The sequence below is a fragment of the Roseovarius atlanticus genome, assembly GCF_001441615.1.
Lineage (GTDB): Bacteria > Pseudomonadota > Alphaproteobacteria > Rhodobacterales > Rhodobacteraceae > Roseovarius > Roseovarius atlanticus.
Genome location: NZ_LAXJ01000002.1, coordinates 324093 through 342166, shown reverse-complemented (window position 1 = coordinate 342166; position 18074 = coordinate 324093). Strand labels below are relative to the sequence as shown.

General features: G+C 64.0%; 17 protein-coding genes. 7 read left to right on the top strand and 10 right to left on the bottom strand.

Going from position 1 to position 18074, the window contains the following annotated elements:
* Nucleotides 1-31: 31 nt before the first annotated feature.
* The gene (gene gap / locus XM53_RS01950; RefSeq protein WP_057789712.1) at nt 32-1033 is read right to left on the bottom strand and encodes a type I glyceraldehyde-3-phosphate dehydrogenase; all 1002 of its coding nucleotides are present in this window, start codon (nt 1031-1033) and stop codon (nt 32-34) included.
* A gap of 169 nt (nt 1034-1202) precedes the next feature.
* On the opposite strand from gap, the gene XM53_RS01945 reads away from it, so the two are divergent.
* Nucleotides 1203-2174, top strand: coding sequence for a DUF808 domain-containing protein (locus XM53_RS01945; protein ID WP_057789710.1), 972 nt, complete (start codon nt 1203-1205; stop codon nt 2172-2174).
* 61 nt (nt 2175-2235) lie between these two features.
* Here XM53_RS01945 and XM53_RS01940 read toward each other — a convergent pair whose 3' ends face one another.
* Both XM53_RS01940 and tkt read right to left on the bottom strand, forming a co-directional pair.
* The gene (locus XM53_RS01940) at nt 2236-3438 is read right to left on the bottom strand and encodes a PQQ-dependent sugar dehydrogenase (RefSeq protein WP_057789708.1); all 1203 of its coding nucleotides are present in this window, start codon (nt 3436-3438) and stop codon (nt 2236-2238) included.
* 79 nt (nt 3439-3517) lie between these two features.
* Nucleotides 3518-5533, bottom strand: a complete 2016-nt coding sequence (gene tkt, locus XM53_RS01935) for a transketolase (protein WP_057789706.1) — start codon at nt 5531-5533, stop codon at nt 3518-3520.
* Between the two features lie 352 nt (nt 5534-5885).
* On the opposite strand from tkt, the gene XM53_RS01925 reads away from it, so the two are divergent.
* Together XM53_RS01925 and XM53_RS01920 are read left to right on the top strand one after the other, a co-directional pair.
* A complete protein-coding gene (locus XM53_RS01925; protein WP_057790305.1) occupies nt 5886-6386 on the top strand; it encodes a hypothetical protein in 501 nt (166 codons plus the stop codon).
* Nucleotides 6386-6769, top strand: coding sequence for a cell division protein ZapA (locus XM53_RS01920; protein ID WP_057789702.1), 384 nt, complete (start codon nt 6386-6388; stop codon nt 6767-6769). Before XM53_RS01925 ends, XM53_RS01920 begins: the two co-directional genes overlap by 1 nt.
* A gap of 124 nt (nt 6770-6893) precedes the next feature.
* Here XM53_RS01920 and sucD read toward each other — a convergent pair whose 3' ends face one another.
* The 5 genes from sucD to XM53_RS01895 form a co-directional block, all read right to left on the bottom strand.
* On the bottom strand, nt 6894-7775 hold the full coding sequence (sucD, locus tag XM53_RS01915; RefSeq protein WP_144435421.1) for a succinate--CoA ligase subunit alpha: 882 nt from the start codon (nt 7773-7775) through the stop codon (nt 6894-6896).
* Nucleotides 7775-8965 (bottom strand): malate--CoA ligase subunit beta, encoded by a 1191-nt coding sequence (locus XM53_RS01910; RefSeq protein WP_057789701.1) that lies wholly within the window; start codon nt 8963-8965, stop codon nt 7775-7777. Before XM53_RS01910 ends, sucD begins: the two co-directional genes overlap by 1 nt.
* Nucleotides 8966-9264: 299 nt before the next feature.
* On the bottom strand, nt 9265-9492 hold the full coding sequence (locus XM53_RS01905) for a hypothetical protein (RefSeq protein WP_057789699.1): 228 nt from the start codon (nt 9490-9492) through the stop codon (nt 9265-9267).
* 41 nt (nt 9493-9533) lie between these two features.
* On the bottom strand, nt 9534-10511 hold the full coding sequence (locus XM53_RS01900) for a 2-hydroxyacid dehydrogenase (protein WP_057789697.1): 978 nt from the start codon (nt 10509-10511) through the stop codon (nt 9534-9536).
* A 79-nt stretch (nt 10512-10590) separates the two neighbouring features.
* Nucleotides 10591-11805 (bottom strand): pyridoxal-phosphate-dependent aminotransferase family protein, encoded by a 1215-nt coding sequence (locus XM53_RS01895; protein ID WP_057789695.1) that lies wholly within the window; start codon nt 11803-11805, stop codon nt 10591-10593.
* A gap of 270 nt (nt 11806-12075) precedes the next feature.
* On the opposite strand from XM53_RS01895, the gene XM53_RS01890 reads away from it, so the two are divergent.
* The 4 genes from XM53_RS01890 to XM53_RS01875 all read left to right on the top strand — a co-directional run bounded on the left by XM53_RS01890 (nt 12076) and on the right by XM53_RS01875 (nt 15897).
* Nucleotides 12076-12741: a helix-turn-helix transcriptional regulator gene (locus tag XM53_RS01890; protein WP_236544397.1), complete on the top strand. Its 666-nt coding sequence runs from the start codon at nt 12076-12078 to the stop codon at nt 12739-12741.
* Nucleotides 12742-12951: 210 nt separating this feature from the next.
* Nucleotides 12952-13488, top strand: coding sequence for a hypothetical protein (locus XM53_RS01885; protein WP_057789693.1), 537 nt, complete (start codon nt 12952-12954; stop codon nt 13486-13488).
* A gap of 14 nt (nt 13489-13502) precedes the next feature.
* Nucleotides 13503-13964 carry a hypothetical protein gene (locus XM53_RS01880; protein WP_057789691.1) on the top strand — a complete coding sequence of 154 codons (462 nt, stop codon included), beginning with the start codon at nt 13503-13505 and terminating at the stop codon, nt 13962-13964.
* Between the two features lie 178 nt (nt 13965-14142).
* Complete coding sequence (locus XM53_RS01875) at nt 14143-15897, top strand: sugar phosphorylase (RefSeq protein ID WP_236544396.1); 1755 nt, start codon at nt 14143-14145, stop codon at nt 15895-15897.
* Here the strand turns inward: XM53_RS01875 and XM53_RS01870 are convergent.
* Both XM53_RS01870 and XM53_RS01865 read right to left on the bottom strand, forming a co-directional pair.
* Complete coding sequence (locus tag XM53_RS01870; protein WP_057789687.1) at nt 15890-17110, bottom strand: glycosyltransferase family protein; 1221 nt, start codon at nt 17108-17110, stop codon at nt 15890-15892. The two genes, XM53_RS01875 and XM53_RS01870, sit on opposite strands and share 8 nt — an antisense overlap.
* Complete coding sequence (locus XM53_RS01865; protein ID WP_057789685.1) at nt 17103-17912, bottom strand: HAD-IIB family hydrolase; 810 nt, start codon at nt 17910-17912, stop codon at nt 17103-17105. The genes XM53_RS01870 and XM53_RS01865 overlap by 8 nt, the downstream gene beginning before the upstream one ends.
* Nucleotides 17913-18074: the final 162 nt, after the last annotated feature.

Sequence of the window (18074 nt, the reverse complement as noted above, 5' to 3'; positions counted from 1 at the left end):
ACGGGGGCCCTAAAAACGATGTGGTGTCGGTTCAGCTCAGACGCGCCATCGCCACGGCCACGTCGGCCATGCGACACGAAAAGCCCCATTCGTTGTCGTACCAGGCCAGCACGCGCACGAGCCGTCCGCCGGTCACGCGGGTCTGCTCGGGCGCGAAGATCGAGCTTTCCTCGGTGTGGTTGAAGTCGATCGACACCTTGGGTTCGGGGTCGTAGCCCAGAACGCCCTTCATCGGGCCTGCCGCCGCTTCGGCCATGATGGCGTTCACGTCGTCCGCGGTCACGTCCTTTTTGGCCAGGAATGTCAGGTCCACCGCCGACACGTTGGGCGTGGGCACGCGGATGGCCGAACCGTCCAGCTTGCCCTTGAGGTCGGGCAGCACCTCGCCCAACGCCTTGGCGGCGCCGGTGGAGGTGGGGATCATCGACATCGCCGCGGCGCGGGCGCGGTAAAGATCCTTGTGGCGGCGGTCGAGCGTCGGCTGGTCGCCGGTATAGGCGTGGATCGTGGTCATGATGCCCGACTCGATGCCGATGGCCTCGTGCAGGACCTTGGCGACCGGGGCAAGGCAGTTGGTGGTGCACGAGCCGTTCGAGATCATCCGCTCGCCGGCTTGCAGGTCCTTGTCGTTGACACCGAAGACCACCGTGCGATCCACGTTCTTGCCAGGGGCCGACAACAGCACTTTGCCCGCGCCGCGCTCCAGGTGCTTCTTGGCTTTCTCACCATCATTGAATTGGCCGGTGCATTCCAGCACCACGTCGACGCCGGACCAGTCCAGCTCGTCCATGTCGTAGGTCGAGAACATTTCCATCGGTCCACGGCCCAGATCCATCGTGCCGTCGCCCAGCGTGATGTCGCCCGGGAACCGGCCATGCACGCTGTCGTATTTCATCAGGTGCGCCGCAGTTTCCAGCGGGCCGGTGGCGTTGACCTTGGCGACCTTGATGTCGTTGCGCGTGCTGGCCGCGATATGCGCCAGGGTGCAGCGGCCGATCCGGCCGAATCCGTTGATGCCGACGGTGACGGTCATTTTGTTCTCCTATCCCGGTGTTGAGGGCGATATAGACGCAAGGGTGCCGCGCTGAAACCCTTAAAACGCAAGGGTTTGGCGTGTTAGCGTTAACCGTTTGCGCAAACCAGCTGTCGCGGGGCATGATTGCGCTAACCAATTCGACCCAAGCGTAACGAGAGGCAAGAGTATGAGCGGACTTCTGGCATTGCTGGACGATGTGACCAGCCTGGTCAAGGTGGCGGCGGCCTCGGTCGACGACGTGGCGGGGCAGGCGGCCAAGGCGGGGGCCAAGGCAGCGGGCGCGGCGATCGACGACGCGGCGGTCACACCGAAATACCTGCGCGGCTTTGCGCCCGCCCGCGAGTTGCCGATCGTATGGAAGATTGCGCGGGGCTCGCTCTTCAACAAGCTGGTGTTTCTGCTGCCGGCGGGGCTGGCCCTGTCGAATTTCGCGCCATGGCTGATCCCGCCCTTGCTGATGCTGGGCGGCGCGTACTTATGTTTCGAGGGGGCCGAGAAGGTGGCCCATGCGCTTGGCGTCGGCAAGCACCACGGCGGGCCGGACGGCAGCCACCAGACCAAGGATCCCACCCATCTTGAAGAGCAGCGCGTGCAGGGGGCGATTAAGACCGATTTCATCCTGTCGGCCGAGATCATGACCATCGCGCTGTCCAACATTCCGCCCAGCAATTTCTGGATGGAAGCCGCGACGTTGGCGATGGTTGCGGTCGGCATCACCGTGGCCGTCTATGGCGCGGTGGCGCTGATCGTGAAGGCCGACGATGCGGGGCTTTTCATGGCGCAGAACGGTAACCTTGGCGTCACGCGCGGCCTGGGGCGCGTGATCGTGAAGGGAATGCCCTATTTCCTCAAACTTCTGATGATCGTCGGCACGGCGGCGATGCTGTGGGTCGGCGGCCAGATCATCCTGCACAGCATGGCCGAGATGGGCTGGTCCATGCCCTATGACACGATCCATCACTGGGCCGAGGATGCCGCCCATGCGGTCGACCGGTTCCAGGGGTTCGTCGCCTGGGCGGTGCAGGCAGCGGCGGACGGGGTATTCGGGCTGGTGCTGGGGACGTTGCTTATCCCCATCGGCACCAAGGTCGTCGCCCCGGTCTGGGCATCGGTGTTTGGAAAAGGCGCGGCCCACTGAGCCGCGCCTGATAACGTTGGCAAGAGGTCCCGGATCAGGTCCGGGACGCGACCGCCGAGCCTCAGCTGTCGTTGCCGTCCGTGGCGATCCGCACCAGGCGTCCGTCGGCGTAATCGGTGATCGCCACGATGGACCCGTCGCTGTCGACATCCACGTCACGCACGCGGCCAAGGCTCATCGCCATGCGCTCTTCGGCGGCGACCTTGCCATCGGCGTCCATCTCAAGGCGGACGATACCGCCGGGCTTGAGCGAGCCGATCAGGAAATCGCCGTCCCAATCGCTGAACATGCCGCCGTCGTAGGCGGTCATGTCGCCCGGCGCGATCACCGGATCCCAGAAATAGACGGGCTGTTCCATGCCCTCGCGCTGCGCCTCGCCCGAGCCGATGGGCGATCCGCCATAGGTCTCGCCATAGGAAATGACCGGCCAGCCGTAGTTCTTGCCCGGCTCCGGGCGGTTCAGCTCGTCCCCGCCCTTGGGGCCGTGTTCGACCTCCCAAAGCACACCGTCGCGCATGGTGGCGCCCTGGATGTTGCGGTGGCCATAGGACCAGATGCTGTCGATGGCGTTTTCGTCGCCAACGAAGGGATTGTCCTCCGGCACTTCGCCGTCGAGCGTCAGGCGGACGATAACGCCGTAGGTGTTGGACGTATCCTGCGCGTACTCGCGGTATTTCATCGACGAGTGTTCGCCGGTCGTGATGAACACATGCCCCGCGTCGTCGAAGACGATCCTGGAGCCGAAGTGCTTGGGCACTGTCGCGCCGGGCTCCTGCACGAAGATGTCCGTCAGGTCGGTGACCTCGGTCATGTCCTCATTCAGCGTGCCATAAGCGGCGGCAGTGGCCATCAGGCCGTCACCCACCGGCTTGGCATAGCTGATATAGATCCGGCGGCTTTCGGCAAAGTCGGGAGACAGCACCACGTCGAGCAAGCCGCCCTGGCCCTGCGCCGCCACCTCCGGCATCCCGGCAATAGGGTCGGACAGCGTTCCGTCCTCGGCCACGTGGCGCAGGCGGCCCGGGCGTTCGGTCACGAGATATCCGTCCTCCTCGGGCAGAATCGCGATCCCCCAGGGATGTTCCAGCCCAGCCGCGATATCGGTGACCTGAAGTGTGACGTCGCTGGACTCCAGCGGGGCGCGAAACTGGCCCTCGAAGGCTGGCTCGAGATCGGTATTGCGCGGCGCACGCTCGAACTCTTGCCCGAAGGCGGGCAGGGCGACGAGCAGGGCGGTTCCGGTCAGGATCGGGCGAAATGTCATTTGGGGTTTCTCCTCTGATGCATCGAAGCAGAAACCCCGTGTCGCGCACGCAGTTCCCGCGCGCGCGATCACAGATGCGTCAGAGCAGCGACTTGGCTTTCTCGGCCACGGCCTCGGCGGTGATCCCGAACTGCTCGTAAAGGACCTCTGCCGGGGCTGATGCTCCGAAGCCGTGCATTCCGACAAAGCCCGATTTCTCGCGCTTGCCGCGCTCGCCGTAAAGCCAGCGGTCCCAGCCGAAGCGGATCGCGGCCTCGACCGCGACGCGCACTGGGCCCGCGGGCAGAACCTTGCGGCGATAGGCCTCGTCCTGCTCCTCGAACAGTTCCCAGCAGGGCATCGAGACGACGCGCGTGCCGATGCCTTCGGCTTGCAAGAGGTCCCGCGCGGCCATGGCAATCGCCACTTCCGAGCCCGTGGCCATCAAAAGCGCCTGGCGCTTGCCTTCGGCATCGGCCAGCACATAGGCGCCCTGTGCGGTCAGGTTCTTCTGCTTGTGCTCGGTGCGCAGGGTCGGCACGCCCTGGCGGGTGAGCGACAGGACCGACGGCGTCGATTTCGAGGTCAGCGCCAGTTCCCACGCCTCGGCGGTTTCCACCGTGTCGCAAGGGCGGAAGACGTTGGTGTTGGGGGTGGCGCGGCTGATCGCCAGATGCTCGATCGGCTGGTGGGTGGGGCCATCCTCGCCCAGGCCGATGCTGTCATGTGTCATCACGAAGACGCTGGGCACCTTCATCAGCGCGGCCAGCCGCATCGCCGGGCGGGCATAGTCGGTAAAGCACATGAACGTGCCGCCATAGGGCCGGATGCCGCCATGCAGGGCCATGCCGTTCATCGCCGCCGCCATGCCATGCTCGCGGATGCCGTAATGGATGTAGCGGCCCTTGCGGTTGCCCTCGTCAAAGACGGTCATGTCGCCCGACTTGGTGTTGTTCGAGCCGGAAAGGTCGGCCGAGCCGCCGATGGTTTCCTGCATGACCGGGTTCACGACCTCCAGCACCATCTCGCTTGACTTGCGCGTGGCGACCTTGGGGCATTCCTCGGAAATCTGCTTTTTCAATGCCCGGATGCGCGAGGCCAGAGATTTCGGCACCTCGCCGTCCATGACGCGGGTGAACTCGGCCTGCCGGCGCTCGCTCAGCTCGCCCATGCGGGTTTTCCACTCGGCGTGCGCCTCGGCGCCGCGCTTGCCGATGGCTTCCCAGGCTTTCTTGATGTCGGCGGGCACCTCGAACGGACCGGTCGTCCAGCCATAGGCCTCTTTCGCCGCCGCCATCTGGTCGGCATCCGTCAGCGCGCCATGCCCTTTCGAGGTGTCCTGCGCCGCGTGGCCCAAAGCGATATGCGTCTTGCAGGCGATCATCGTCGGGCGCCGGCCGGTCTTGGCCTTGGTCAGCGCCGCGTCGATCTCCTCGGGGTCGTGCCCGTCGATCTCGATCACCTGCCAGCCCTCGGCGCGGAAGCGTTTCACCTGGTCGGTGCGGCTGGCCAGATCAACCTTGCCGTCGATGGTGATGTTGTTGTTGTCCCACAGCACGATCAGCTTGCCCAGGCCCAGCCGCCCGGCCAAGCCGATGGCCTCGTGGCTGACACCCTCCATCAGGCAGCCGTCGCCGGCGATGACGTAGGTGTGGTGATCCACCGCCTTCTTGCCGAACCGCGCGCGCAGCGCCTCTTCGGCGATGGCGAAACCCACGGCGTTCGAGATGCCCTGACCCAGCGGCCCGGTCGTGGTCTCGATCCCGTCATGCAGGAAGTTTTCCGGGTGGCCCGCCGTAATCGCGCCCCACTGGCGGAAGTTCTTGATCTGGTCGAGCGTCATGCCCTCGTAGCCGGTGAGGTAGAGCAGCGAATATAGCAGCATCGAGCCGTGGCCCGCGGACAGGATGAACCGGTCCCGGTCGGGCCAGTTGGGGGCGCTCGCGTCGAATTTCAGGTGCTTTTCATAGAGCACGGTGGCCACGTCGGCCATGCCCATGGGCATACCGGAATGGCCCGAATTGGCCGCGTGGACCGCATCAAGCGTCAGCGCGCGGATGGCGGCGGCCTTGTTCCAGTGATCGGGATGAGCAGAGCGCAGGGCAGCGATATCCACGGGGCAGCGTCCTTTTGGAAATGGCGTTCGGGGCCGTGCATACCAGCCCCGAAGCAAAGATCAAGCGCCCCCGCGCCGCGCCAAAGCGTTTCGGCTTTATCCGCAGGCATCTGCCAAAGTCGAAACGCGTACAACGATTGGCTGTCGTGTTGCGTTTCGCAGGTAAGCTGCACATCAGGGTCATCGCGAAACGCTTCAGGTTGCAGTATTACGTTAAGGGGCGCAATTTCTGTAACCATTGGTTAGAGTTGCAGCACATGTTTAAGGCGGGCGATTCGCGCGGTATCCGACCGACATGCGACGCAAGGCGCTGACCTTCCAAGACGGGCAAAGACAGACGGGGACCGAGGAGATGAGCGAAATAGAGGAATTGCAGCGGCGCATCAACGCCGCGCTGGACCGCATCGGGCGCGGGCTGGAGGCCGGGGCGGGCGCGGCGGCGGACCCCGCCGAACTGGCCGAGGTCAAGCAGGCCCTTGCGGATGAGAAGCTGGCCAACGAACAGCTTGAAGAACGCGTCAAGACCCTGCGCGACAAGCGCAATGCGCTGGAAGAGGAGCTGGAGGCACTGCGCGAGCAGAATGCGCAGGCGCTGTCGCGGCTCGACGGTGAATTGCAATCCCTGCGCCGCGCCAATCAGCAGCTGCGCGACAACAACGTCGCCCTGCGCGAGGCCAATGCCGCCGGCGTGGGCGAGGCGCACCTGATCAACAAGTCGATGATGGCCGAACTGGAAAGCCTGCGCGCGAACCGCGCCGCCGACCGGGCCGAGACCAGCGCGATCCTGTCGGAACTGACCGCCGTGCTGGAAGCCGCCGAGACGCCTGATACCCCCAAATCGGAGGACGCCTGATGCCCGAAGTCGAGATCGAGATCGGTGGCCGCACTTTCGAGGTCGCCTGCCAGGACGGCGAGGAACACTACCTGCACGCCGCCGCAAAGATGCTGGACGAAGAGGCCAGCGTGCTGTCGGCCCAGATCGGACGCATCCCCGAGCCGCGGATGCTGTTGATGGCGGGCTTGATGCTGGCCGACAAGACCGCGGGCGTGCAGGACAAGCTGCGCGAGGCCGAGGACAAGATGGCCGAGAAGGAGGCCGAGCTGGACCAGCTGCGCAACGCGCCTCAGCCCGAGCCGGAACGGGTGGAGGTGGCAGTGATCCCGGAACAGGTGACGGAATCTCTGGCCGAAATCGCGGCCCGCGCCGAAAGCCTCGCGGACCAGATCGAACGCTGACGCTGACGAGCTTTGCCTTGCAAGCCGTTGAAAAGACTAAGCCCCGGCACTTGACATGCCGGGGCTTCGTGATGGCCCAGGTTCGGCGCAACGCTTGGGAGAGTGCGCGCCGCCCTGACGTGGGTCAGGCCACCATTTTCTCGACCACTTCCCCGAAGGACGACGGCGTCGGCACGATGGTCACGCCCGCCTGCTTCAGAATGTCGACCTTTTCCTGCGCCGACTCGCCGAAGGCCGACACGATGGCGCCTGCGTGGCCCATGCGCCGCCCCTTCGGGGCCGACAGGCCCGCGATATAGGCCGCCACCGGCTTGGTCATGTGGTCGCGGATATATTCCGCCGCCTCGGCCTCTTGCGGGCCGCCGATCTCGCCCACCAGAACCACCGCGTCGGTATCGGGGTCAGCCTCGAACAGTTCCAGAATGTCCTTGAAGCTGGACCCGTTGATTGGGTCGCCGCCGATCCCGATGGAAGAACTCACGCCGATGCCATGCGCGCTCATCTGGCTGGCCGCTTCATACCCCAGCGTGCCCGAACGCCCGACGATGCCAACGCGCCCCGGCTTGTAGATCGAGGGCGGCATCAGCCCGGCAAAGGCCTGTCCGGGCGTGATGATGCCGGCACAGTTGGGGCCGATCAGGCGCATCCGCTTCTCGGCCTTGTAGCGCCGCATGTAGCGTTTCACGTCGATCATGTCCTGCGCCGGAATGCCGTCGGCGATGCAGACGCAGGTCTTGATGCCCGCATCCGCCGCTTCCATGATCGAATCCGCGGCAAAGGGCGGGGGGACGAAGCTGACCACCAGCTCGGCACCGGTCTCTGCCACAGCGCCCTTGACCGTGTTGAACACCGGCAGGCCCAGATGCTTGGTGCCGCCCTTGCCGGGGGTGACGCCGCCCACCACGTTGGTGCCGTGGTTGATCATGTCCTGGGCGTGAAAACTGCCGATCCGTCCGGTGATCCCGGTCACCAGAACGCGGGTATCCTTGTCGATGATGATCGCCATCAGCTTGCCTCCGCATATGCGCTGTCGGTGGCGCGCCAGGCGGCCACGACCTTGTCCGCCGCTTCCGCCAGGGAAGAGGCCGTCTCGATGTCCAATCCGCTGTCGGCCAGAAGTTTCATGCCTTCGTCGACGTTGGTGCCCGACAGGCGCACCACCAGCGGCAACTTCAGGTCCAGTTCCTTGACCGCCAGGATCACGCCCTCGGCGATCCAGTCGCAGCGGTTGATGCCGGCAAAGATGTTGACAAGGATCGCCTCGACATTGGGGTCGTTCAGCACCGACTTGAAGGATTGCAGCACCCGCTCGGGGCTGGCCCCGCCGCCCACGTCGAGAAAATTGGCAGGCTCGCCACCGGCCATCTTGATCATGTCCAGCGTTGCCATGGCGAGGCCCGCACCGTTGACGATGCAGCCGATCTTGCCGTCGAGGCCGATATAGTTCAGCCCGCGGTCGCCCGCATAGGTCTCGCGCGGGTCTTCCTGGCTCTTGTCGCGCAGCTCGGAAATATGCGGGTGCCGGAAGAGCGCGTTCTCGTCGAAGCTGACCTTGGCATCCAGCGCCACGATCTCGTTCGACGCGGTCACCACCAGCGGGTTGATCTCGACCATGTTGGCATCGGTTTCCCACATCATGCGGTAACAGCCCATGATCGTTTTGGCCGCCTGGTTGATCAGCGCCGGGTCAAGCCCGAGCGAGAACGCGATCTCGCGCGCCTGGAAGTTCTGCATTCCCACGGCCGGATCCACAACCGAGCGAATAATCGAGTCCGGCTCGCTTTCCGAGATCTCCTCGATCTCCATCCCGCCCTGCGCCGAAGCGACGACGACGACACGCTCCAATTTGCGGTCCATCACGAAGCCCAGATAGATTTCCTGTGCGATATCCGTGGCTTCCTCGATGTAAAGCCGCCCGACCAGCTTGCCTTGCGGGCCAGTCTGGTGCGTCACCAGCTTGCGGCCCAGCATCCACGAGGCGGCGTCCCAGACCTCCTCCTCGGATTTGCAGATGCGCACGCCGCCGGCCTTGCCGCGGGCGCCGGAGTGGATCTGCGCCTTCACCACCCAGCTTTTGCCCGAGAGCTCCGAGCAGCGATAGACCGCCTGTTCGGGGCTGTAGGCGATTCCGCCGCGCGGAATGTTGACGCCGAAGCCGCTCAGCAACTCCTTGGCCTGGAATTCATGGATGTCCATGCACATGCCCTCCTCGCATCGTGTTGCTGCCGACTGTGCCGGGAAAGAGGGGCGTGCGATACTTTCGCCCGGGTAGCAATGTGCACCCCGGGTTGGGGGACGGGCCGGAACGGGTAGGGCGGGCTACCCGGAACGCCCATGACGGGATACCTTGGGATGCGCTCGCCGCAGCGCGGAAAAGCCGATGCGAAACAGATGTTTACGAATGGAAACCGGGAGATGACGGGCAGATAGAATTTGCACAAATTCTATCCCGGAAAATGCGTATTTTCCGGGCCAATTTCTGCGCAGAAATTGGCTTAGAGTATTCTGCGGACCGGCTCTTGATTGCAGAAGATCACGATTTGCCCGGCGTTCTCGACCGCGTGGTAGCCACGCCGCGACAGCTCATGCGCAAGGCGGTCTCGGCCGACATATCGGTCGACGTCGCTCAATTGCCGCCGAACGATCCGACCGTCGCGCGCCGCTTTTGCAGAAAACAGGCTGTCGAACCATTGTTCGGCGGAAATCGGGCCATTGTGTCTCATGGCCCGATCTTCACTCAGTCGTGTTTAAGGCGCGGTAAAGGTCACTTCGGCGTCACCAGGTCGCCGGGCGTGTCGCCCCTGAGAAACGCTTCGAGGTTGTCGATCGCGCGAAAGCCCATGGCCTCGCGCGTGCCGTCCGTGGCGCTGCCCAGGTGCGGGGCCAGCACGATGTTGTCGTATTTCAGGAAACGCGGATCGAGCGCCGGTTCGTTGTGATACACATCAAGCCCCGCTGCCGCCAGTTTGCCGGAATCGAGCGCATCGAAAAGCGCGTCTTCGTCCACCACGTCGCCTCGGGCCGAGTTCACCAGGATCGCGCCGGGCTTCATGGCGTTGAAGATGATGGCGTTGATCATCTTGTAGGTGTCTGCGCCACCGGGGCAATGCAGCGACAGGAAATCGGCCTCCGCCGCGACTTCGACCATGCTGGGCAGCTGTTCGGCGTTGCCGTTGGCGGCCTTGATGTCCTCGGGCACCTCCCACGCATCCTGGAATACGACCCGCATTCCGAACCCGTTATGCGCCCGGCGCGCCATCGCCTGGCCGATGCGGCCAAAGCCGATGATGCCCAGCGTGGCGCCGGTGACTTTCTTGCCGATCATGTGGGTGGGCCGCCAGCCTTCCCACTTGCCCGCGCGGGTTTCACGCTCGCCTTCGCCGATGCGGCGCGCGGCCGCCAGCAGAAGGCCCATCGCCAGGTCGGCGGTACAGTCGGTCAGAACGTCCGGCGTGTTGGTGACGGTGATGTCGTTGGCCGCCGCCGCGTCGATGTCAATGTGGTTGAAGCCGACGCCGTAGTTGGCGAATATCTTCACCTTGCCCTTGGCCGCCGGATAGAACTCGGCCGGGATCTTGTCGGACACGGTGGGCATGATCACGTCATAGGTCTTGGCCGCGTCCATCCATTCGTCATGGCTCATCGGCGTGTCGGGGTGGCGCAGCGTCACGTCGCCCAGCCCGGCATTGGTCAAACGGTCCTCGGTCGCCTTCGGCCAGGCGCGCGTTACCAGAATTTTCATGATGTCTCTTCCCTTGTCGTGATCCGCCCTCGGCGCAGAATGCGCCAAGGGCAGGGCAGTTGCAATCGACCCTTTGGGATCACGCGGCCTTGGCGGGGCTGCCCTTGGCGTTGTCGGGCGTCGTCTCGCGGTAATGCGCCTGCGCGGCGGCCACGCCCGAGCCGGGCTCGATCTTGGCACCGGCATCGACCAGCGCCATTTCCGCCGCCGAGATCGCACCGCACAGCATCACCGGGTTCAGCGAGCCGAGGTGCCCGATGCGGAACGCCTTGCCCGCCAGCTTGTTCAGGCCGGTGCCCAGCGAGGTCTGGTACTTGTTGTAGGCCGTCGAGATCACGTCACGCGCGTCCACGCCTTCGGGCGCGTAGATGGCCGAGACGGTGTCGGATTCCCATTCCGGACCCCGCGCCACCAGTTCGCAGCCGTCCCACGCCTCGACCGCGGCGCGCACGCCCTGGGCCAGCCGCTTGTGCCGCGCCCAGATGCTTTCCATCCCGGCGTCCAGGATCATGTCCAGCGAACAGCGCAGCCCGCGCAGAAGCTGGGTGGCGGGGGTATAGGGGAAATAGCCGGTGTCGTTCAGCTTGATCATGTCCTCGAAGCTGAAATAGCAGCGCGACATGCCGGAATTGGCCAGCCGCTTGTTGGCCTCCAGCGCCTTGTCGCTGACGCCCAGAAAGCCAAGGCCGGCGGGCAGCATGAAACCCTTCTGCGAGCCCGACACGGCCAGGTCCACACCCCATTTCTCCATCTCGAACTCGATCGAGGCGATGGAACTGACGCCATCGACGAAGAGCATCGCCGGGTGGCCCGCCGCGTCCAGCACCTTGCGCACGCCCGCGATGTCCGAGGTCACGCCGGTCGCCGTCTCGTTCTGGGTGGCGAAAACCGCCTTGATCTGGTGGTCCTTGTCGGCCTCCAGGTGCTTGGCGTAGTCCTCCAGCGGCACGCCCTTGCCCCATTCCACCTCGCACAGCACTACGTCGAGGCCCAGGCGTTCGGCCATGTCCACCCACAGCAGCGAGAACTGACCAAAGCGCGACATCAGAACCTTGTCGCCGGGTTGCAGCGTGTTCTGGATGGCGCTTTCCCACGCCCCGGTGCCCGAGGACGGGAAGATGAAGACCCGGCCGTTTTCCAGCCGGTAGGCCTTTTTCATGTCGGTCAGCAGGCCGGTCACGAGTTCCGGGAAATCCGGGGCGCGCATGTCCTCCATGGGCACGTTCATGGCCTGACGCACGGGTTCCGGCACATTGGTGGGGCCGGGGATGTAAAGATGCTGGTAACCGTTCATGATGCTCTCGCTCCCTGTCACATGACTTGACGTTGGGTCGTAGCACGCAATTGCGGTCTGTGAAGACCCGTTCGCGGCAAAACAGGGGGGAAACCGCCCGATGGGTGGGTAATTCCTACCCGCCCGGGTGACATATCGGGCTGTATGGCGCCTCGGCATACACCGGCATACAGAAATTTCCTTTGATTTCAGACATTTCTACTGGTGTTATGTCTGAACGAGGTCCGTCTGTTGGGGAGCTGACGGAGAGGAGGAACAAGGAGCCGGCGCATGAAAGCTGCCACCGGTACGCTCATGACATCTGCTGAAAAACCCAGTGCTGCCACGGCCTTGCCGCAGGTCATCGTCGCCGATCGTCAACTGATCGTCTGCCAGGGAATCGGCTCGCTCGTGACCCAGATTCCCGAGGTCGAGCTGGGCCATTACGCCACCGACAAGGCCAGCCTGCGCAAGCATCTGGCCCATGCCACGGGCAAAACCATCCTGATCCTGGGGGTACGGCTGGCCGATGGCGATTTGACGCAGGTGCTGTCCTTCGTGCGCAAGGACTATCCCGACGTGATGGTCGTCGTTGTGGCCGAGGAGACCGAGTTCGCCTTTATCCGCACGGCGATCAAGGCCGGGGCAAATTCGGTCTGCATGATGGGCCAGATCCTGACCAGCCTGCCGCGCATTCTGGGGAAGCTGATCGAAGGACATTCGATCGTGCCGACCGAGGTTTTGCGGCGCCTCACGTCCGAGAATGCAGACGCGTTGTCGCGGCGCGAGCACGAGATCCTGGCGCTTCTTGGCGACGGGTTGACCAATTTCCAGATTTCCGCCCGGCTGGGGCTGAGCGAGAACACGGTCAAATATTACCTCAAGGCGATCTACCAGAAACTGGACGTCAATTCGCGCGGGGCGGCCATCGCCAAGTACGTGGCGGGCCATTACTGAGGCGTCCGCGCATCGGGTCCCGTGAATTTACCCGCGCTTTGCAAGGTCGATTGACGGACTGCGCATCGCGTGCAAATGCTTCTTCGCCGTGGCCGGAACCTGTGTCTTCCGGCGAGTCGGCGGCCCGATCCTCGGGGCACGCCAGAGGAAGCTTTCCCCAACGCAAGCGACACGTCGCATCAGGCGCGACTACAACAGGAGTTCCCCATATTGACGGGTATCGGAACCAAGATGTTGCTGCGCGACATGACCGGCTCTGTCGTCATTCATTCCTACCAGACCCATCTGCGGGTCACGTCGAAAATCGTGGCCGTGCTCGAGTCGCTGGATCTGGAACCGGAAGGCTTTGACGCATTTCTCGACGGCGCGGCCAGTGACGCCGAATTCGGGACGCTGATCCGACAAGGACTGGATCGCACACGCGTCATGGCATTCGAGGACGACCCCTACGGCAAGAAGGGCCACGGATACGGCAGAAAGCTGACGGCATGGCACAACCGGGCGATGAAGGCGACGGGCAAGTCCCGGATGACCGAATTGCACAAGGTCACGCAGGCCTGCAGCTGCGTGCGCACCCGGCACTTTTTCCTGTTCGTCAACACGCGCAAGGCGTTCAACTGGAGCGACGGGTTTTCGCCTGTTCCCGATACCAAGCCGGACTACCGGGAATTTCTGCTGGATCTTGATGCGGACGACCGGACCTTGGGCGAGTCTGCCCGCGCCGCGCTGGACGCGACGGTGCGGTAGGCGGCAATCCAGATATGGCGAAAGCATCGACCCTGATCACGGACAGCCAAGGCAGCTTCGGGTTTCTCAGCCCGTTCGGCAACCACATGATCGGCCTCCGCGCCGATCTGATAGGGTTCTTCAATACCGTGAAATCGACGGCAGGCGAATTTCCCGTCCTCCAGCACCAGCTCTACCGTGGTTATGTCGGTCTGGAAGATGTCGAGGGGCTCGAAGCCGACATCGCTTGCCTGCGCAACCTGGGCGTGAAGTCCGGTGAGATATTCGCACGATCTCTTTCAGCACTGACCCTCTGCATCGAGGAATTGCGGGCCGAAGCCGCGTATTTTTCCGACAATCCGAATATGGCCATCCGCACCGGCAGCACCGCGATCCCCGACGAGATTTTCCTGCGGCAGCTGCCGCGCGACGCCTTCTTCGCAGAGGGCCCTCCGCTCTGGCTTCGACCGCGTCTGACGCGAACCCAAAGATCCTGACCCCCGCGTCCAAACTGCCCAAAATCCGGGCTAACAGGGCTTCGCGCTTGAACAAACTGCGCGCTGCCGCTTTCATCGCATCCACCGATATGGTCAAAGCGGGGCGGACCCGGTCCGATACCGCCGGGCCCGCGGGACAAGGTCAGGGGAACATCCGGTCGTGCACCAGGAACACAAATTGCTGAACGCGCGGCTGCGCGAACTGCTGTCCCGGATCTATCCCAACGAATCCGCACCGGACCTGGCGCGCGCCATCATCGCCGCGTTCTGGCCCGAAGGCACCGTGCCCCGCAAACGCGCCCGCACGCCCAGCAACCGGCTCTGGTCGGAAAAGGACGCTTTTCTGATCACTTACGGCGACACCATCATCGATGGCGCGCACAAGCCGCTCGACCTGCTGGAAGATTTCCTGTCACGCTACATGGGCGGCGTGGTCGACGGCGTGCATATCCTGCCGTTTTTCCCGTTCAGTTCGGATGACGGGTTCGCGGTGACGGATTATCGCGCCGTGAACCCGCAACTGGGCGAATGGAGCGATATCAGCCGGATCGCCTCGAATTTTCATCTTGTGTCGGACCTCGTGCTCAACCACGTCTCCAGCCAGGGCAACTGGTTCAACCAGTACCGGCAGGGCAAGGCGCCCTATGACAAATTCTTCTACGAGGCGGACCCCGACCAGGACCTCAGCGCGGTTGTGCGCCCGCGCACCACGCCGCTCTTGCAGAAGATCGAGACGCGGGGTGGCGACCGCCACGTCTGGTGCACCTTCAGCCACGATCAGATCGACCTCGACTTTTCCAATCCAGAGGTGCTGCTGGAGATGCTGCGCATCATCCGGATGCATATCGAGAAGGGCGTGCGCACATTGCGGCTGGACGCCGTGGCCTTCATCTGGAAAGAGCCCGGCACCTCCTGCATCCACCTGCCGCAGACCCACGCCATCGTGCAGCTCATTCGCCTGCTGGTCGATTACACGTTCGAAACCGTCGTGCTGCTGACCGAAACCAACGTCCCGCGCAGCGAGAACCTCAGCTATTTCGGCAACCGCAACGAGGCGCACGCTGTCTACAACTTCCCTTTGCCGCCGCTCATTTTGCACGCGATGCAGTCGGGTTCGGCGGAATATCTCAACCGCTGGCAGGCCACCATGCCGCCCGCGCAGCTGGGCTGTGCCTACCTGAACTTCACCGCCAGCCATGATGGCATCGGGATGCGCCCGGCCGAGGGCGTGCTGCCTTCGGACGAAAAGAACCGCATGATCGAGACGGCCCAACAGGCTGGCGCACTGGTGTCGATGCGCACGATGCCCGACGGCACCGAAGCGGCCTACGAGCTCAACTGCTCGCTCTTCGACGCGATGCGCACCACCTTCAAGGGCGAGGACGATCATCATTTCGACCGTTTCATATGTTCGCAAACCATCCCCATGTCGCTGGAAGGCATCCCGGCCTTCTACGTCCATTCCTTCCTTGCCACGCCCAGCGATAACGAGGCGGTGGAACGGCGTGGCATGAACCGCGCCATCAACCGGCACCGCTGGCATTACCCGGACCTGCTGGAGCGTATGGAGGACGAAGGATCGGACCAGGCGCGGGTGATGAAGGCCCTGTCGGGCCGCCTGCGCATCCGCGCGCGTCAGCCGGGCTTTCATCCCAATGCGACGCAATTCACCCTGCGGCTCGATCCGCGTCTTTTCGGCGTCTGGAGGCAAAGCCTCGACCGCTATCAGTCGATCTTCGCCATCCACAACGTCAGCGACGAGACTGTCACCGTGTCTCCGCACGAGCTGAACATGATCGAGGACGACAACTGGCGCGACCTTCTGTCGGGCGAGGAGATTGACGCATCCGCCGACACGATCATCTTTGCGCCCTACCAGTGCCGCTGGATCACCAACCGCGACGGCCCGGCGCCTGCGGACCGGGCTAGCTGAATTCCTCGGCGTCCTGCAGCGCCGCCGCTTTCAGGTCCGACAGGAACTCGGGATCGGCGGCGTGAACACGGCTCCATGTGGGGATGAAGGGCGTCGCCTGCGGATTTTCCAGGAACACCGTACCGGCCCGGATGATGTTCTCGGCGAAAAGCTCGACCGACTTTTCCTCCTTGTGGCGGTCCACGCTCAGCCCGTTCATCTTGGCATCCGCGTAATAGCTTTCCAGCAGGTCCAGCGCGATCCGGTAATAGGTGGCCTTCAGCGAGCGGAACATGTTGGGCGTGAACACCGTGCCGTCCGATGCCAGCTTGCGGAAGATCGCCTTGCAGATATCCGTGGACATCCGGCTCAGGCCTTGGCTGGCGTCCTCGGGCGACAGGTCCTGGTGCTTGTGGTCGTAGGCGTCGGAGATCTCGACCTGGCAGACCGATTGCGGCGCCAGGTTGCGCCACGCCTCGGACAGCACGCCGATCTCCAGCCCCCAATCCGAGGGCACGCGCAGGTCGGGCAGCATCGGCGTGCGCATGGCGAACTCGCCCGACAGCGGATAGCGAAAGCTTCGCAGGTAATCGAGGTAGTCGCGATCCCCGATCACCTTTTTCAGCGCGATCAACAGGGGACTGACCAGCAGGCGCGTCACCCGTCCGTTCAGCTTGGTGCCGTCGACGCGCGGATAATACCCCTTGACCATCTGATAGCGGAACCCGGGATGCGCCGCCGGGTAGACCAGCCGCGCCAGCAATTCGCGGTCATAGGTCAGAATATCGCAATCATGCAGCGCCATGACGGACGTGTCGGCACAGGCGATGAGATACCCCATGCAGGTCCAGACATTCTTGCCCTTGCCCGGCTCCTCGGGCGCGATGCCTTTCTCCTCCAGCCGCGCGCCAAGGGCTTTCATGCGCGGGCTGTCGTTCCACAGGACCATGTGCTGCTGCGGCAGGCGGCTGAAAAATTCGATGGCGTGCCGATATTGCGCCTCGTCCGCCTGGTCCAGACCGATGATGACCCGGTGCAGGTAGGGCACCTGGGTCAACTCGTCGACGATATGCTCCAGCGCGGGACCTTCCAGCTCGGAATAAAGACTTGGCAACACCAGCGATATCTTGCGGGTCTCGGCAAAGGCCGTCAGCTCGTAGGTCAGATCGTCCAGGCTGCGGGTCCGCAGGTTGTGCAGGGTCGTGATGTTTCCGTTCTGGTGAAAATCAGCCATGTGGATTGGGGTCTTTCGTCGTTGCTAAATCGTCTAGGATCGCGTTCACCGCCTCGGCCCATCCGGCGGGGCCTTCTGCTTTGGTGCGGATGATACGACCGCGTGTGGCGCCGGGACTGTCCTCACGCTCAAGCGGCGGGATGCCGGGCGAGGCGGGGTTGGCCACCACCACCGCGATCTCGGCCCGTTCCAGCATCGCCGCATCGTTCGGGGCGTCGCCCAACGCCAGCGTATGCTCGGGGCGGTAGCGGTCTATCACCTCGTCCATCCGATCCGCCTTGGTGCCGCCGAAGGAAAGGGTCAGGAACCGTCCGCCCCGCTGAACGGTCAGCCCGGCGTCCTGCGCCGCGGCGACGAAAGCATCGCGGTCCGCGTCGGTGCCGATCCACAGACCGGGTTCGCTGAACTGCCGTGCCTGCGCGCGCACGGCGCCATCGGACGGCAGCCCGGTGTGGTCCGTAATCTCCTGGGGTGTCATGTCACCAAATCCGGTAAAACCTTGCGGCAAACGCGCAATAGCGGCGCGAAGTTCCGCGTAGGTCTGCGCGATTTCCGTGCCGTCCGCGCCCGGCGCCAGCAGGCCGCCGCCGTTTTCCACTATGGCCGGCCAGTCGGCCAGCCCAATCGCGTCGCGCAGGGGCGCGATCTCGGCGGCGGTCTTGCTGCTGGCCAGGATCACGCCGCAGCCCGCCAGCCGCAGCCGTTCCAGCGCCGCGGCGGCAGGCTGCCACGCATAGGTGCGGTGGTCCAGCAACGTTCCGTCGAGATCGGAAAATACAAGCAGGCGGGGGCCAAGGGTCATGCACCGACACTAGAGCACAAGTTGCGGCAAGGCGACTGTGGAACGCACGGCGCGGGGCGCAAAATCGTGCGCCGCCGCATTTGCGGGCGCCGTGATATGGCGTTTCTCTTGAACCGGTAGGGATTGACCTACAACAAGCGGGAAAGACGCGGGAAAAAGGTG

Bases quoted from the DNA above. Each gene is read 5' to 3' on its own strand.
- XM53_RS01870 (WP_057789687.1), bottom strand. From the start codon at position 17,110: ATGGCTGATTTTCACCAGAACGGAAACATCACGACCCTGCACAACCTG.
- sucD (WP_144435421.1), bottom strand. From the start codon at position 7,775: ATGGCGATCATCATCGACAAGGATACCCGCGTTCTGGTGACCGGGATC.
- XM53_RS01945 (WP_057789710.1), top strand. From the start codon at position 1,203: ATGAGCGGACTTCTGGCATTGCTGGACGATGTGACCAGCCTGGTCAAG.
- XM53_RS01865 (WP_057789685.1), bottom strand. From the start codon at position 17,912: ATGACCCTTGGCCCCCGCCTGCTTGTATTTTCCGATCTCGACGGAACG.
- XM53_RS01920 (WP_057789702.1), top strand. From the start codon at position 6,386: ATGCCCGAAGTCGAGATCGAGATCGGTGGCCGCACTTTCGAGGTCGCC.
- XM53_RS01900 (WP_057789697.1), bottom strand. From the start codon at position 10,511: ATGAAAATTCTGGTAACGCGCGCCTGGCCGAAGGCGACCGAGGACCGT.
- XM53_RS01910 (WP_057789701.1), bottom strand. From the start codon at position 8,965: ATGGACATCCATGAATTCCAGGCCAAGGAGTTGCTGAGCGGCTTCGGC.
- XM53_RS01925 (WP_057790305.1), top strand. From the start codon at position 5,886: ATGAGCGAAATAGAGGAATTGCAGCGGCGCATCAACGCCGCGCTGGAC.
- XM53_RS01895 (WP_057789695.1), bottom strand. From the start codon at position 11,805: ATGAACGGTTACCAGCATCTTTACATCCCCGGCCCCACCAATGTGCCG.
- XM53_RS01880 (WP_057789691.1), top strand. From the start codon at position 13,503: ATGGCGAAAGCATCGACCCTGATCACGGACAGCCAAGGCAGCTTCGGG.
- XM53_RS01940 (WP_057789708.1), bottom strand. From the start codon at position 3,438: ATGACATTTCGCCCGATCCTGACCGGAACCGCCCTGCTCGTCGCCCTG.
- XM53_RS01905 (WP_057789699.1), bottom strand. From the start codon at position 9,492: ATGAGACACAATGGCCCGATTTCCGCCGAACAATGGTTCGACAGCCTG.
- gap (WP_057789712.1), bottom strand. From the start codon at position 1,033: ATGACCGTCACCGTCGGCATCAACGGATTCGGCCGGATCGGCCGCTGC.
- XM53_RS01890 (WP_236544397.1), top strand. From the start codon at position 12,076: ATGAAAGCTGCCACCGGTACGCTCATGACATCTGCTGAAAAACCCAGT.